The organism is Catenulispora pinisilvae (genome assembly GCF_015356865.1).
Lineage (GTDB): Bacteria > Actinomycetota > Actinomycetes > Streptomycetales > Catenulisporaceae > Catenulispora > Catenulispora pinisilvae.
In genome coordinates this window covers 1-15,466 of sequence record NZ_JAAFZA010000238.1, presented here as the reverse complement: position 1 = coordinate 15,466, position 15,466 = coordinate 1, and the positions used below count along the sequence as shown (strand labels likewise).

The window sequence follows — 15,466 nt, the reverse complement described above, 5'->3', positions numbered from 1 at the left end:
GGGTGGGTGTCGAGGTCTGGGTGGGGGTGCTGGACGGCAGCGGCTGGCGCTGCTCGTCGCGGTTCGCGGCGGCCGCGGCGGCGGCACGCTCGTCGGCCGCGGCCTTGTCCGCCGCTGCCTTCTGCGCCGCGGCCTTGGCTGCGGCATCGGCAGCCGCCTTGTCCGCGGCGGCCTTCGCCGCGGCGTCCGCGGCAGCCTTGTCCGCGGCGGCCTTATCCGCAGCCGCCTTGTCAGCGGCAGCCTTCTCGGCGGCGGCCTGGGCGGCGGCGTCGGCGGCTGCCTTGTCGGCCGAAGCCTTCTGCTCCGCCGCGAACTGTGCGGCCGCCACCTGCTTGTTGTGGTTGGAGACGTCATTGGAATGGACCGCGTACGCGGTGCCCGCACCTGCCAGGACCATGGTGCCGGCCGCCGCGGCGGCGACTATTCGAGAGGTCTTGGTAGGGAGTTTGGCGGTCATGAACGAGAGGGTTTTGCCCGCCGCTGTCGAAGCGGCGCCCGCGATCCCGGACTTCGGGTCCTGCGAGGTGGGGTTGTGCTCGGGGTCGTGCTCGTGGCCGGTATGGCTGGACAAGAGTTGCCTTTCGCGGTGCCTCACCCCTTTTCGACAGCCGTTTCCGCACAGCACGGATTCGTCCGTGATGAGTGGGAAGAAACGACCGGCTCCCTCATGGAGCGGCGCATGGGCGAACGGATAGGCGGCACCATCGCCGCCACATCCACCCCCTGGTGGATCAACGTCCCTGACAGGGACCTTGGTCCCGCGAGCCCGAGCGCGGGGTCTTCCAGAAATCGACCCTCTCCCGGAAGTGAGATCGAACTCAAGCCGGGAGAGGGTCGGAAAAATCACAGTACATTGAGTTATAGACCGGTCACCCTCAGAGAGAGCGACCGGTCAGGTGCTGCTTTTGTGCTGATTCCGGCGGCTTAGTAGCCGACCCAGCAGGAGCCGCCGCAACGCTGAGCGACGACGTTGTCCAGCGAACCGTAGGTGGCGGCGGCGTAGCGCGCGCCGGCGATGATGTTGTCCACCGGGTTGTAGATGTTGCCGTGGCCCGCGAGCATGTAGGAGTTGAACGTGGGCTGGATCACCTGGAGCAGGCCGATCGACGGGGTGCCCTTGGCGGCGTTGGAGTCCCAGCCGTTGACGGCGCTCGGGTTGCCCGCCGACTCGTGCATCGCGGCCTGGTAGACGGCGTTGTACGAGGTCGGGGTGCCGTTGGAGTCCAGGATCGCGACGGCCTGCTTGATCCAGCCGTCCAGGTTGTTCGCGTAGGTCGGGGTCGCGGCGGCGGCGGCGGCCTTGGCCTTGGCGGCCGCGGCGGCCTGCGCCTGGGCGGCGGCCTGGGACTGCGCGGCCTGAGCGGCGGCGGCCTGGGCGGCGGCGACCTTCTCCGCGGTCGCCTTCTCGGACGCGGCCTTGGCGGCGGCGTCGGCGGCGGCCTTGTCGGTGGCGGCCTTGGCTGCGGCGTCCGCCGCGGCCTTGTCGGTGGCGGCCTTCTGAGCGGCGGCCTGCGCGGCGACCGTGGTGTCGGCGGCCGGGGCGCCGGCCGGGAGGGCGGCGCGCTCGGCGCTGCGGTTGGCGGCTTCGGCGGCGCCGGTGCGCTGGGCCAGGGCGGCGTCGGCGGCGGTGCCCGCGGCCTTGTCCTGGTTGGCCTTCATAGTGGAGACGACGGCCGCGTCGGCCATGGCGGCCTTGCCGTTGTTGACGGACGAGGCGTGGGCGGCCACACCGGTGGCGACGAACGCGCCGGTCACGGCCAGAGCGCCGGTGACAGCCAGAGCCTTCGTCCGGGAAATACGCATACCGGACACCGGGTTTTTGTTGGACACCGAATTCCGCACGGAGAACAAAGGGAGCCTTCCGAAGTGGGTTCACCCCGCTGCGGCTCGACTCATCAGCTGTTCACAGACAGCGACAATGCAATGACTCATTGCGGTCGAGAGCGAAAGTCGAGCCGGGAAAACTCCCGGTTCTCGCTTCCGGCGCCGGCGGCCGTCAGGCCCTGGATCGTCGAATGCGATTGCCAGACGCGGGGTCTTACGCATTCGACGATGCAGGGCCTTTGGTCCCTTTTCAACTCAATCGGGCGTGTCCTGTGTCACAGTGGACACAGCGTGATAACCCCAGCACGAGGGGGGTCCGCACTCAAACCGCCAGCTCCTCCAGCAACTCTGTCACCAATGCGGCGATGGGGGACCTTTCGCTCCGGCTGAGAGTTACGTGGGCGAACAGGGGGTGTCCCTTCAGCTTTTCCACCACGGAGACGATTCCGTCGTAACGCCCCACACGGAGATTGTCACGCTGCGCTACATCATGGGTGAGCACAACCCGCGAACCCGTGCCGATGCGGGACAGAACGGTCAATAGCACATTGCGTTCAAGCGATTGCGCTTCGTCGACGATGACGAAGGAATCGTGCAGTGACCGGCCGCGGATGTGGGTGAGCGGGAGCACTTCCAGCATTCCCCGGTCCACGACCTCGTCGATGACGGCCTGCGAGGTCAGCGCGGACAGGGTGTCGAACACCGCCTGTCCCCACGGCGACATCTTCTCGTTCTCGGTGCCCGGCAGGTAGCCGAGTTCCTGGCCGCCGACCGCGTATAAGGGCCGGAATACCACGACCTTGCGATGCAGTCGGCGCTCCATCACCGATTCCAGGCCGGCGCACAGTGCCAGCGCGGACTTGCCGGTGCCGGCCCGGCCGCCGAGCGAGACGATGCCGATGTCCGGATCCAGCAGCAGATCCAGCGCCACGCGCTGTTCGGCGGAACGGCCGTGCAGTCCGAAGACGTCGCGGTCGCCGCGCACCAGGCGCACCTTCTTGTCCGGGCTGACCCGTCCCAGGGCTTTGCCACGCTCGGAGAGCAACACCAGTCCGGTGTGGCAGGGCAGCCCCGCGGTTTCGGGGATGTCGACGAGCCCTGAGGAGAACAGCTCGTTCACGGAATCGGCCGCGACCTCGACCTCGGCCATGCCGGTCCAGCCGGACGCGGCTTCCAGTGCGATCTCCGCGCGGTACTCCTCCGCGGCCAGTCCCACGGCGCTGGCCTTGACCCGCATCGGCAGGTCCTTGCTCACCAGCGTCACGTCCAGGCCCTCGGCCCGCAGGTTGCAGGCCACGGCCAGGATCCGGGAGTCGTTGTCGCCGAGGCGGAAGCCCGGCGGCAGGCCTTCGGGATCGGTGTGGTTGAGCTCCACACGCAGGGTTCCGCCGGTCTCGCCGACGGGGATCGGGGCATCGAGGCGCCCGTGGGTGATCCGCATCTCGTCCAGGATCCGCAACGCGTTGCGGGCGAAGTAGCCGAGCTCGGGGTGATGCCGTTTGGCCTCCAACTCGGTCACGACCACGATCGGGACGACGACCTCGTGTTCGGCGAACCTGGTCAGTGCCGACGGGTCGGCGAGCAGGACGCTGGTGTCGAGGACGTAGGTGCGGCGCCGGGCCTTGCTGGAGGCGCGGCGGCGAGGGGTAGCTGCCACTGTTGTCTGTCTCCCCAGAAGCGACAAACGCCGGGGAGCAGACCCGCCACAGCCATCTGTGTGAGTCGACCTTGCTCCACCGGCACGTCTGGGAAGTTCCCGTCACCTGATGGGGCTAAACGCACTGTCCGTTGTTGTCACGGTTCTGACCTGTAGTGATAACACTACGTAACAGAATGCGCGCGAGATTCTGTGGCGTTGTTAAGGAATGGCCCGGCGTCGGGTACCGCCGTGAATACCGCTTTAGGTGCCGTAACGGCGGTGGCGGTTCGCGTAGTCGCGCAGCGCCCTCAGGAAGTCGACCTTGCGGAAGGCCGGCCAGTACGCCTCACAGAAATAGAACTCGCTGTGGGCGCTCTGCCAGAGCATGAAACCGCTCAGACGCTGTTCCCCGGAGGTCCTTATGATCAGGTCGGGGTCCTGCTGGCCCTGCGTGTACAGGTGCTCGGTGATGTGCTCCACGTCGAGCATCTGCACCAGGTCCTCGATGGAGGTGCCGCGGGCCGCGGCGTCGGCGAGCAGCGAGCGCACCGCGTCGGCGATCTCCTGGCGGCCGCCATAGCCGATGGCGACGTTGACGTGGATCCCCGGGTTGTCCCGGGTCTGCTCCTCGATCTCTTTCAGGTGCCGGCCGAAGTCGGCCGGCAGCAGGTCCAGCGCGCCCAGCGGATGCACCCGCCAGCGGCCGGTGTCGGCCAGCGAGCGCACCGACCCCTCGATGATCCGCAGCAGGTCGGTCAGTTCCTCCGGCGGCCGGTTGAAGTTGTCGGTGGAGAACAGCCACAGCGTGACCGTCTCGACCCCGGCCTCCTCGGCCCAGTTCAGGACCTCGTGGATCTTGTCCGCGCCGCGCTGGTGGCCGGTGGCGATCTGCTCGCCCATCTGCTTGGCCCACCGGCGGTTGCCGTCCATGATGACGCCGATGTGTCGCGGGACCTTCTTCTTGCCCCGCTGGACGTCGGTGTGCAGCCGGGCCGCCAGGCGCCGTTCGTACAGGCTGTAGGCGACGTCTCGCAGGCTCACAGCACGGCGCCTCTCGGGGGGACATGGGGGTCTTCGGGGACGCAACGAGGTTATCGGAGTCCCGGCGCGTCTCGACACGGGCTTCAGCAAACCCTTGGGTGCGGGTTTCGTGAAGACCGCCGTCGGTCGCTTGACGCGACCAGGCCCGCCCCCTGTGGGACGGGCCTGGTCGCGTACGCGGATGTGCCTGGACGATAAGAACCGATAAGAACTAATCGCCTAGTTCTCCGGCTAGTTCTCCAGCCGGGACACCAGAGCCTCGTACTCGGCCGTGAGCTCGGCCGGCAGGTGGTCGCCGAACCGGTCGAAGTGCGCCGGGATCTGCGCCGCCTCCTGCTTCCAGACGTCCTTGTCGACGCTGAGCAGCACGTCCAGGTCGGCCTCGGACAGGTCCAGGCCGGTCAGGTCCAGCGCGTCCCTGGTCGGCAGCACGCCGATCGGGGTCTGGACGCCCTCGGCGGTGCCCTCCAGGCGGTCCACGACCCACTTCAGGACGCGCGAGTTCTCGCCGAAGCCGGGCCACAGGAACTTGCCGCCGGCGCCCTTGCGGAACCAGTTGACGTAGTAGATCTTCGGCAGCTTGTCGGCCTCGGTCTTCTCGCCGATCCGCAGCCAGTGGCCGAAGTAGTCGCCCATGTTGTAGCCGCAGAACGGCAGCATCGCGAACGGGTCGTGGCGCAGCTCGCCGGCCACGCCCTCGGCCGCGGCGGTCTTCTCGCTGGCCACGTTGGCGCCCAGGAAGACGCCGTGCTGCCAGGAGAAGGACTCGGTGACCAGCGGGACGGCGGTGGCGCGGCGGCCGCCGAACAGGATCGCGGAGATCGGGACGCCCGCGGTGTCCTCCCACTCCTCGGCGATGGTCGGGCACTGTGCGGCGGGCACGCAGAACCGGGCGTTGGGGTGCGCGGCCGGCTCGTCGCTGTCCGGGGTCCAGTCCCGGCCCTTCCAGTCGGTCAGGTGCGCCGGCTTCTCCTCGGTCAGGCCCTCCCACCACACGTCGCCGTCGTCGGTCAGCGCGACGTTGGTGAACACCGAGTTCGCGTAGAGGGTGTCGACCGCGTTGGCGTTGGTCTCCCGGCCGGTGCCCGGGGCGACGCCGAAGAACCCGGCCTCCGGGTTGATGGCGTACAGCCGGCCGTCCTGGCCGAAGCGCATCCAGGCGATGTCGTCGCCGACGGTCTCGACCTTCCAGCCCGGGATGGTCGGGGTGAGCATCGCCAGGTTGGTCTTGCCGCAGGCGCTCGGGAACGCCGCGGCCACGTACTTCGCCTGCCCGGAGGGCGGCGTCAGCTTCAGGATCAGCATGTGTTCGGCCAGCCAGCCCTCGTCCCGGGCCATCACCGAGGCGATGCGCAGGGCGTAGCACTTCTTGCCGAGCAGGGCGTTGCCGCCGTACCCCGACCCGTACGACCAGATCTCGCGGGTCTCCGGGAAGTGGGTGATGTACTTGGTGGTGTTGCACGGCCACGGCACGTCGGCCTGGCCTGCTTCCAGCGGGGCGCCGACGGTGTGCGCGGCCCTGACGAACTCGCCGTCCGTGCCGAGCTCGTCCAGCACCTTCTGACCCATCCGGGTCATCACGCGCATCGAGACCACCACGTACGGGGAGTCGGTCAGCTCCACGCCGATCGCCGACAGCGGCGAGCCGATCGGGCCCATCGAGAACGGCACGACGTACATCGTGCGGCCGTGCATGCTGCCGGCGAACAGGCCGTGCAGCGTCTGCTTCATCTCGGCCGGGGCCATCCAGTTGTTGGTGGGGCCGGCGTCGGACTGTTCTTGCGAGCAGATGAAGGTGCGGCCCTCGACGCGCGCGACGTCGCTCGGGTCGGACTTGGCGTAGAAGCTGTTCGGACGCTTGGCCTCGTTCAGCCGGGTGAAGGTCCCCTGCTCGACCAGCAGGGCGGTCAGCCGGTCCCACTCGGCGTCCGAGCCGTCGCACCACACGACGGAATCGGGCTGGGTGAGCTCGGCGATCTCCGCGACCCACGCCTTGAGGGCGGCGTGGCCCGTCGGGGCGGCATCGAGCCCCGGTATGGCCGCGAGGCTGTTCGCGGGCACGGTTTTTGTGGACACGTCAGTCATGGCGCGCTCCTAAGACACCGGGCTCGCTTCCCATCCGCACTGGTAGGCGGGCCCGGTCGATGTATGAGGGTATTTCGGAGTGTACCCAGCGCAGTCCACATGGTGGATAGTCGGCAATGGCTAGTTCGTCACAGTCGGCTCGACATCGCGTCCGGTTCTGGACCGTTTCCATACCGTTTCGGCGGCGTTCCCGTGTCCGGCCCTATCGAAGTTACGCATCCGTAAGTTACCTTCAGTGACATGACGCCGCCGCTAGTGGATGCCGTATCGAACGCCGTCGCGCCGATGAAACCGAAGCTGCGCGGCTGGCTGCACCTGTGCACGGCGCCGCTGGCCCTGGCCGGCGGGATCGTGCTGATCGCGCTGGCCGACAACGGCCGGGCCCGGGTGGCCTCCGCGGTCTTCGCGTTCTCCGCCGTGATGCTGTTCGGCACCTCGGCGCTGTACCACCGGCGCGACTGGGGCCCGCGCGGCGAGGCCATACTGCGCCGGCTGGACCACGCGAACATCTTCCTGATCATCGCCGGGACCTACACGCCGTTCACGGTGCTCCTGCTGCACGGCAGTGCCGAGCGCGCGCTGCTGTACACCGTCTGGGTCGGTGCGCTGGCGGGGATAGCGTTCCGGGTCTTCTGGCTGAAGGCGCCGCGCTGGATCTACACGCCGTGCTACGTGGCGCTGGGCTGGGCCGCGGTGTTCTTCCTGCCGCAGTTCCTGCACTCCGGCGGGGTCGCGATCCTGGTGATGATGGTCGTCGGCGGGGTGCTGTACTCGGTCGGCGCGGTGGTCTACGGCACGAAGCGGCCGGACCTGTCGCCGCGCTGGTTCGGGTTCCACGAGGTGTTCCACACGCTGACGATCGCGGCGTTCTCGCTGCACTTCATCGGGGTGTCGATGGCCGCCATGTAGGGCGGCCGAGCGGGGCCGTCGTGCGGGGCCGTGCGGGGCCGTCGTGTCGGGCCACAATCGTGTCCTTATATAAGGGTGCTCTTTCAGTAAGCGGGCACTCGGCCGGCCCGGCCCGGCGAGCACAGACCGGGCTTGCTCCGTATCGTGACCGGCATGAGCACCGCGACCATCGCCGCGCCCCGGACCACCGTCCCGACCGCCCCGAGCCCGGCCCAGCTGAAGAAGCAGCCGCCGACCGAGTCCGGCGAATTCGGCGCCATGCTGCGGGCCTGGCGCCGGACCCGGAGCGTCAGCCAGCTCGACCTGTCCTCGGCCAGCGGGGTGTCCACCCGCCATCTGAGCTTTATGGAGACCGGCCGCGCCAAGCCCAGCCGGGACATGGTGCTGCGGCTGGCCGACGAGTTGCAGGTCCCGCTGCGGGACCGGAACAAGCTGCTGGTCGCCGCCGGCTACGCCCCGGAGTTCAAGGCCCGGCCGCTGGCCAGTCCGGAGATGGCCGCGGTGCGGCGGGCGATCGACGTGGTACTCACCGGGCATCTGCCGTATCCGGCGCTGATGCACGACCAGCACTCCAACATCATCGAGGCCAACAAGACGGTCGGCATCTTCACCGATCTGGTGGCGCCGCATCTGTTGGCCGGCGGCGGCAACACGGTGCGGCTCACGCTGCATCCCGAGGGTCTGGCGCCGCACTTGGTGAACCACGGCGAGGCCCGGGACCGGTTGCTGCGGGCGCTGAGCCGGCGGGCGGCGGCCTCCGGCGATCCGGAGCTGACCGCGTTGTTGAGGGAGTGCGTCGCCTATCCGCATCCCGAACCGGAACCGGAGCCGGACCTGTACGCGGGCGTCGTGCTGCCGTTCCGCTTCCGTCGTGACGGACAGGTGCTGACGTTCTTCAGCTGCACCGCGGTGTTCGGTTCGGCGGCCGATCTGACGCTGGCGGACATGCAGTTGGAGACGTTCTTCCCGGCGGACGAGGTGACCGGGGAAGCGTTGCGGGAGTACGCCGCTCGCATTTAGCACAGGTTCCTCCGATCCGGTGGTATCGGCGCGTCATCACGTAACCACCCTCGGTGTGGCTCGTTGGGCAGCTACAAACCCGCCGCACCCACCAGGGGGAAGCCGTGAACCGTCGCCGTATCGCCATCGGGGTCTCCTCGGTCAGCGGGCTGGCCGTCGTCGCCGCCGGCGCGATGAGCATGTTCGGATCCGGCGGCTCGGCCAACGCCGTCGATCTGCACGCGGCGCCGGCCGCCGCGGTCACCGGCGCGGCGGCGGCCACCCGGCAGGCCGGGACCGCGCAGGTGGACACCGTGGTCACGGTCGCCAGCCCGGCGACTCCGGCGCGGGGCAAGACGCCCGCGGTCGCCGCGCAGACGCTGACCATGCACGGCACCGGGCTCTTCGACTTCGGCAAGCAGGTCGGCTCGGTCGACCTCACGGTGCCGACCGGGACCCTGAACGAGGTGCTGACGCCCTCCACGGTGTACCTGCGCCGCGGCGCCGCCACGGCGACCTCGACCGCCGCCGCGGCGTCGGCTTCGGCGTGGACCAAGATGGCCACCGCTAATGTCTCCGACGGCAACCTGATCTCCGGCGGGGCCACCGAGCCGTCGCTGGTGTTCGCGATGCTCGGCGGCATGCAGGGCGGCGTGAAGTACGTCGGCCAGGACTCGGTGCGCGGGACCCCGGTGGCGCACTATCAGGGCACGCTCGATCTGACGCAGGCGGCGACCGCCTTGGCCGGACAGGCGATGGCCAAGGACGGCGGCGCCGCCGCGCAGGACGCCGCGGCCGACAAGCAGGCGCTGACGAACGCCGCGCGCGCGTTCACGACGACCAAGGTCCCGTTCGACGCTTATCTGGACGGACAGGGACGGCTGCGGCGTTTCGTCGCCAGCTTCTCCTTCGTGGAGAATCCGACGACCAAGCCGGTCGCCCAGGTCACCTCGGCCACCGAGCTCTACGGGTTCGGGACGCCGGTCACGGTCGTGACGCCGACCGTCGCGGGGTCGGCGTCCGGTTCGCCGGCGGCGTCCGGGGCCGCGGTCGGGGCACCGGCCGGGACGCAGAGCACCCAGGCGCGGCGGCGTTCGACCACCCCGTCGGCTCACCCTTCTAGCCCCACTCGTTCTCACAAATAGTCCTGTTGGGCCATACCCGCAGGCCTCGGTACGCAATAGGCTCCACCGTCGGGGACCAAGGGGTCGCGACGACGGGCGGTGATTCAGCCATGACGCTCTACCAGCACGATTCCGGTTCGGCGTACGGCCGCTACGGTGCGCTGCCCTCGGTGTACGACGGCTCGGCGCTCGACGAGATCCGGCTGTACGGCGACCTGTTGCAGGTCGTCGCCGAGCACCCCGGCAGCGAGAAGCGCTTGGACTGGGCGGTCATCGACCGTGCGCTGGGGCTGCCGCCGACCGATCCCAAGCGGGACCGGAACTAGCTGACCTCAGCGTTCGCGCCTCAGGTCTGGCATCTCAACTCTCGCCCTCAGCCCGCGACCCTCGGCTCTCGACTCTTCGCCGGGATCAGCGCTCGCGCCGGGCCAGCCGTGCCAGCCGCGCCGGAGCCCTTCGGCATGGCGAAAATCACATCTGGGCCCCCGGAGATCACCCCCGGCGCCGGACACGGCCTCAGTGACGGCCGCGACAGTAGTGACTGGGTTGTGCGCTGGGTAGGTTGAGCACCTAGCATCCTTACGGCGAACAAGCCAGAACAATCAGCCGCTGCCCGGATTAACGGCAACTGAAAACCCGGAGACTTCCAGTGAAACTGCGTCTGACCCCCAGGGAGACCAGCTTCTACGACCTGTTCGCCGAGCAGGCTGACCACCTCGTCGTCGGGGCCGGCATCCTCACCGAACTGCTCGGCGCGACCGGGCCCGGGGCCGGGGCGGAGCGGGCCAAGATCGCCGAGCGGATGCGGGCCGCGGAGCACGCCTGCGACGACACCACGCACAAGATCTACAACACCCTGAACTCCTCGTTCATCACGCCGTTCGACCGCGAGGACATCTACGCGCTGGCCTCCACGCTCGACGACGTCATGGACGAGATGGAGGAAGCCGTCGACCTGGTCAACCTCTACGGCATCCAGACGCTGCCGGCCGGGGTGGCCGATCAGGTGGACACGCTGGTGCGGGCCGCCGAGCTGACGGCCGAGGCGATGCGCCGGCTGCGCGGGATGAAGGACCTGTCCGACTACTGGATCGAGGTCAACCGGCTGGAGAACGCCGGCGACCAGTCCTACCGCAAGCTGCTGGCCCACCTGTTCTCCGGGGAGTACGACGCGCTGACGGTGATGAAGCTCAAGGAGGTCGTGGACTCCCTGGAGGGCGCCGCCGACGCCTTCGAGCACGTCGCGAACACGGTCGAGTCCATCGTCGTCAAGGAGTCCTGACCGGTGCACTGGCTCGGCCTGGTCACGGTGGTGGCCGTCGCCCTGGGGTTCAGTTACACCAACGGCTTCCACGACTCGGCGAACGCGATCGCCACCTCGATCTCCACCCGGGCGCTCACCCCGCGGGTCGCGCTGGCGATGGCCGCGGTGATGAACCTGCTCGGCTCCTACATCGGGCTGCGGCTCGGCGGCGGGGTGGCCTCGACCATCACCAAGGGGATCATCAAGACCCCCGGCGGCGACGCCGGGCTGTGGATCGTGTTCTCACTGCTGGTCGGCGCGGTCGTGTGGAACGTGGTGACCTGGTACTACGGGCTGCCCTCCTCGTCCTCGCACGCGCTGATCGGCGGGATGATCGGCGCCGGGCTGGCCGCCGGGATCACGGTGGAGTGGAAGGGCGTCTGGGAGAAGGTCATCCTGCCGATGGTGACCTCGCCGCTCGTCGGGTTCGTGCTGGCGTTCTTCCTGATGGTCGGGATCCTGTGGGCGTTCCGGCGGGCGCATCCGGGGCGGGTGACGCGCGGCTTCCGGATCTCGCAGACGATCTCGGCCGCGGCGATGGCGCTGGGCCACGGCATCCAGGACGCGCAGAAGACGATCGGCGTGATCATGATGGCGCTGATCGCCGGCGGGCACGCGACCAGCAAGTCCGGCGTGCCGAACTGGGTGCTGCTGTCCAGTGCGTGCGCGATCTCGCTGGGCACCTGGGCCGGCGGCTGGCGGATCATGCGCACCCTGGGCCGCAAGATCATCGAGCTGGACCCGCCGCGCGGGTTCGCCGCCGAGACCGTGGCCTCCGGCGTGCTGTACTTCACCGCGTTCGTGTGGAACGCGCCGGTGTCCACCACGCAGATCATCACCGGCTCGATCATGGGCGTCGGCGCGACGAAGCGGAAGACCGCGGTGCGCTGGGGCGTGGCCCGGAACATCTTCTGGGCGTGGATCTTCACGCTGCCGTGTGCCGGGGCCTGCGCGGCCCTGGTCTGGTGGGTCACGCACGCGATCTTCGGTTAGGCGGGTCGCGGCCGGTAGTCGTGGTAGTCGCCGTAGCCGGGCAGCCGGTGTCGCCGGTGCCGTCGGCTGGTCTGGCTCACCTGCCGGATCCGGGGATCTCCGACGGCTGTCGCCCGCTAACGGGCCTGCGTACGGGACTGCGCGGCCAGCACGTCCTCGATCCGCCGGGCCAGCTCCAGGTCCAGGTCGGTGACCCCGCCCGCGGAGTGCGTCGAGAGGCAGAACCGCAGGGTGCGCCAGCGGATGTCGATGTCGGGGTGGTGGTTCAGCTCCTCGGCGATCACCGCGACCTTGTCCACCACGGCGATGGCCGCGGGGAAGTCCGCGGCGGTGAACACGCGCGCGAGATGTTCCGCGCCGCCGGTCCACTCCGGGTGGTCCGCCAACAGCGGGCAGATCTCCTCTTGCTCGAGTATGCGCATGTGCTCATTGTCGTCCGGTTGCCAAGAGGGGGCCAGTAGGTGGTGACGGAGTGTGATCGGCCTAAACTTCCGGGATGACTTCCGGGATGACTTCCGCGACCAACCAGACCCCAGTGACCGTGGTCGGAGCGGCTATCGCCCGCGACGACTCCGTACTGTGCGCGCGCCGGTCGGCCCCGGCTCACCTGGCCGGGAAGTGGGAGTTCCCCGGCGGGAAGGTCGAGGCCGGGGAGAGCGACGCCGAGGCCGTGGTGCGGGAGTGCCGCGAGGAGTTGGGCGTCGAGGTGCGGGTCGGAGAGCAGGTCGGCGCCGACGCGCGGATCGACGACCGGTTCACGTTGCGGGTGTTCCTGGCGCGGCTGGAACCCGGGCAGCCGGAGCCTTCGCCGCTGGCGGACCACGACCTTCTGGCGTGGGTTCCGCGCGCAGGGTTACCGGATCTTGACTGGCTGACACCGGACGTTCCCATCGTCCTGGAATTGAGTCGTATTCCCTGGTCAAACCTGTGACTGCTCTCATAGTGTGAAAGTCGGATCAATTGCTTGAGAGTGCGGCATACCGGGAAGGATCACGGAAGACCCGGATGCGCAACAGCACGGGGTTCCCGACTGCACAGATTCTCAGACGACACAGATTCTGAGACAGCACAGAATCGAAGACCGCCCGATGCCCGACGCGCCGCAGGAGCAGCAGCCCCACCGGGAGCGGCTGGACAACCCCGGGTGGCGCGGACCGGGGTGGGCGATGACCACCTCGGTGTTCGGGCAGGGGTCCGAGGGCGACGCGCAGCGGCAGCTGGGGCGGATGGCCGGGGTGATCGAGCGGGTGCGGTCCGCGACCTTCATGCTGGACGGCGAGGGGGTCATCCGCGAGTTCCGGCTGAACGCCGAGGAACTGCTGGGATGGCAGCGTACGGAGATGATCGGCAAGCCGTTCCACGCGATGTTCCGGCCGGCCGACCGGGAAGCCGCCGACCGGATGGTCGCGGCGGTCCAGTCCGGGGACGACGCGCGCGGGGCGCTGGACGCGGTCACGCCGGGCGGGGCGAGCGTGCCGGTCGACGTGCATCTGATGGGGCTGCGGGACGGCGCCGGGCACGTGGTGGTGTTCGGCTACGCCAACTCCGCCGAGGACCTGATCCGGTTCACGCGGGACCGGGCCGTGTTGGACTCGCTGTTCGAGCAGTTCCCGGTCGGGATCGTGGTCTACGACGAGCAGGGGCGGTACGTCCGCCTGAACCAGGCTCTGGAGGAGATCAACGGTCTGCCGGTCTCGGAGCACATCGGCAAGCGGGTGCGTGAGGTGCTGCCCGGTGTGGACCCGAGGCTGGAGGAGATCCCCGACGAGGTGCTGCGCACCGGGATCCCGGTGGTGGACGAGCAGTACGGCGGGTTCACGCCGGCCTCCGAGGAGGAGCGGGTGTGGTCCGTCAGCTACAACCGGCTGCACGGACCCGACGGCGAGGTCATCGGGCTGTCCGGGCTGATCCTCGACGTCACCGACCGGCATCGTGCCGCGGCGGCCGCGGCGGGCGCGCGGCGACGGCTGGCGCTGGTGAACAAGGCCGGGTCGCGGATGGGAACGGCGCTGGACGTCGAGCGGACGGCGCGGGAGCTGGCCGACGTCGCGGTGCCGGACTTCGCGGACGCGATCGTCATCGAGATCAAGGAAGAGGTCTTCGACGAGCGGATCGGCCCGGTCGGGCCGGTGTGGCTGGCCCCGGTGCGCAGGCGCCGGGTGCTGGTGCACGAGGGGATCGGCGCGGTCCCGGATCCGGTGCTGGCTGAGGGGTTCAGCGCGTGGTCGACCGATCCGGACATCAGCGACCGGATGCTGGGCGGCGCGGCGTGGCATTCCTCGGCGGGGATCAGCGCGGTCGCCAAGGAGCCGATCCGGTCGGTCGACGGGACGCTGCTGTGGCAGCCGACGGGCGGGGATTCGATCCTGGTGCCGTTGTGGGCCCGGGAGGCGCTGCTCGGGGTGGTGCACTTCCACCGGCATCCGGACAGCCCGCCGTTCGAGTCCGAGGACATCGAGGTCGCCGAGGAGATCACGACGCGGGCCGCGGTGTCGATCGACAACGGGCGGCTGTACTACCGGGAGCGGACCACCGCGCTGATGTTGCAGCGGGCGTTGCTGCCGCAGCGGATCCCGCGCCTGCCGGGAGTGGAGGTGGCGTTCCGGTACCTGCCGGGGTCGGTCGGGGCCGAGGTCGGCGGGGACTGGTTCGACGTGATCCAGCTGTCCGGGGCCCGGGTGGCGCTGGTGGTCGGGGACGTGATGGGGGTTGGGGTCCGGGCGGCCGGGATCATGGGACAGTTCCGGACCGCCGCGCGGACGCTGGCCGGACTGGACCTGGCGCCGGCGCAGGTGCTGCACCAGCTGGACGAGCTCGGCGCGTCGCTGTCCGAGAACCACCTGGCGACCTGCATCTACGCCGTCTACGACCCGGCGACCGGCAAGCTCGCCGTCTCGCGCGCCGGCCACCCCCCGCCGCTGCTGCTGGCCCCGGACGGGACCGTCGGCGGCCTGGACGTGCCGCCCTCGCCGCCGCTGGGGGTGGGCGGCGGAGCGTACCGGAGCTGGGTGTTCGAGACGAAGGAGTTCGACATCCCGGACCGCTCCCGGCTGGCGTTCTACACGGACGGGATGGTCGAGGACAAGGGCCGCGACATCGACGAGGGGATCGGGGTGATGGCGGCGTTGCTGGCGAACTGCCCACCGGACTCGTTGGAAGAGTGCTGCGACGCGGTGACGGACGTCCTGGGGATCACCGGCGACACCTCGGACGACGCGACGCTGCTGCTGGCCCAGGTCCAGTCGATCCCGCCGGAGCGCAAGGCCCACTGGCAGCTGGACGCGCACCCCTCGGCCGTCTCGGACGCACGGCGCAAGGTCCGCGAACGCCTCGCGGAATGGGGCATGGGCGGCCTGACGGACACCGCGGAGCTGCTGGTCAGCGAGCTGGTGACGAACGCGCAGCGCTACGGGCGCTCGCCGGTGTCGCTGGACATGCTGAAGACGGACCGGCTGCTGGTGGAGGTGGGGGACGCGCTGGATGTGGTGCCGCAGGTGCGGCGGGCGCAGGAGACGGATGAGGGCGGGCGGGGGTTGCAGTTGGTGAACC

The 15,466-nt window shown here is 69.4% G+C and carries 13 protein-coding genes and 1 pseudogene; 8 read left to right on the top strand and 6 right to left on the bottom strand.

Annotation, left to right across the window (positions count from 1 at the left end; all coding sequences use genetic code 11):
- From IZR01_RS40230 to IZR01_RS40210, 5 genes and pseudogenes are all read right to left on the bottom strand, one after another.
- Nucleotides 1–571, bottom strand: a pseudogene (locus tag IZR01_RS40230) (hypothetical protein); the annotation flags it as partial.
- Between the two features lie 353 nt (nucleotides 572–924).
- Entirely contained in the window at nucleotides 925–1,803 is an 879-nt protein-coding gene (locus IZR01_RS40225) for a transglycosylase SLT domain-containing protein (protein WP_194897785.1), read from the bottom strand.
- A 343-nt stretch (nucleotides 1,804–2,146) separates the two neighbouring features.
- The gene (gene phoH2 / locus IZR01_RS40220) at nucleotides 2,147–3,481 is read right to left on the bottom strand and encodes an RNA 5'-3' helicase PhoH2 (RefSeq protein ID WP_194897784.1); all 1,335 of its coding nucleotides are present in this window, start codon (nucleotides 3,479–3,481) and stop codon (nucleotides 2,147–2,149) included.
- 243 nt (nucleotides 3,482–3,724) lie between these two features.
- The gene (locus IZR01_RS40215; protein ID WP_194926911.1) at nucleotides 3,725–4,504 is read right to left on the bottom strand and encodes an isoprenyl transferase; all 780 of its coding nucleotides are present in this window, start codon (nucleotides 4,502–4,504) and stop codon (nucleotides 3,725–3,727) included.
- 231 nt (nucleotides 4,505–4,735) lie between these two features.
- A complete protein-coding gene (locus IZR01_RS40210) occupies nucleotides 4,736–6,589 on the bottom strand; it encodes a phosphoenolpyruvate carboxykinase (GTP) (RefSeq protein WP_228555594.1) in 1,854 nt (617 codons plus the stop codon).
- 240 nt (nucleotides 6,590–6,829) lie between these two features.
- Here IZR01_RS40210 and trhA point away from each other — a divergent pair, with 240 nt between their 5' ends.
- The 6 genes from trhA (at nucleotide 6,830) to IZR01_RS40180 (ending at nucleotide 11,917) form a co-directional block, all read left to right on the top strand.
- The gene (gene trhA, locus IZR01_RS40205; protein ID WP_194926910.1) at nucleotides 6,830–7,498 is read left to right on the top strand and encodes a PAQR family membrane homeostasis protein TrhA; all 669 of its coding nucleotides are present in this window, start codon (nucleotides 6,830–6,832) and stop codon (nucleotides 7,496–7,498) included.
- A gap of 258 nt (nucleotides 7,499–7,756) precedes the next feature.
- Nucleotides 7,757–8,518 carry a helix-turn-helix domain-containing protein gene (locus tag IZR01_RS40200; RefSeq protein ID WP_194897786.1) on the top strand — a complete coding sequence of 254 codons (762 nt, stop codon included), beginning with the start codon at nucleotides 7,757–7,759 and terminating at the stop codon, nucleotides 8,516–8,518.
- Nucleotides 8,519–8,622: 104 nt separating this feature from the next.
- Complete coding sequence (locus IZR01_RS40195) at nucleotides 8,623–9,642, top strand: hypothetical protein (RefSeq protein ID WP_194926909.1); 1,020 nt, start codon at nucleotides 8,623–8,625, stop codon at nucleotides 9,640–9,642.
- 89 nt (nucleotides 9,643–9,731) lie between these two features.
- On the top strand, nucleotides 9,732–9,947 hold the full coding sequence (locus tag IZR01_RS40190; RefSeq protein WP_194897780.1) for a hypothetical protein: 216 nt from the start codon (nucleotides 9,732–9,734) through the stop codon (nucleotides 9,945–9,947).
- A gap of 323 nt (nucleotides 9,948–10,270) precedes the next feature.
- Nucleotides 10,271–10,903 carry a DUF47 domain-containing protein gene (locus IZR01_RS40185; protein ID WP_194897779.1) on the top strand — a complete coding sequence of 211 codons (633 nt, stop codon included), beginning with the start codon at nucleotides 10,271–10,273 and terminating at the stop codon, nucleotides 10,901–10,903.
- A 3-nt stretch (nucleotides 10,904–10,906) separates the two neighbouring features.
- Entirely contained in the window at nucleotides 10,907–11,917 is a 1,011-nt protein-coding gene (locus tag IZR01_RS40180; RefSeq protein ID WP_194897778.1) for an inorganic phosphate transporter, read from the top strand.
- Between the two features lie 116 nt (nucleotides 11,918–12,033).
- Here IZR01_RS40180 and IZR01_RS40175 read toward each other — a convergent pair whose 3' ends face one another.
- Nucleotides 12,034–12,339 carry a 4a-hydroxytetrahydrobiopterin dehydratase gene (locus IZR01_RS40175; protein WP_194897777.1) on the bottom strand — a complete coding sequence of 102 codons (306 nt, stop codon included), beginning with the start codon at nucleotides 12,337–12,339 and terminating at the stop codon, nucleotides 12,034–12,036.
- A gap of 74 nt (nucleotides 12,340–12,413) precedes the next feature.
- Here IZR01_RS40175 and IZR01_RS40170 point away from each other — a divergent pair, with 74 nt between their 5' ends.
- Together IZR01_RS40170 and IZR01_RS40165 are read left to right on the top strand one after the other, a co-directional pair.
- Nucleotides 12,414–12,848: a (deoxy)nucleoside triphosphate pyrophosphohydrolase gene (locus IZR01_RS40170; RefSeq protein ID WP_228561134.1), complete on the top strand. Its 435-nt coding sequence runs from the start codon at nucleotides 12,414–12,416 to the stop codon at nucleotides 12,846–12,848.
- 157 nt (nucleotides 12,849–13,005) lie between these two features.
- A partial coding sequence (locus IZR01_RS40165; RefSeq protein ID WP_194926908.1) for a SpoIIE family protein phosphatase occupies nucleotides 13,006–15,466 on the top strand: 2,461 nt, incomplete at its 3' end.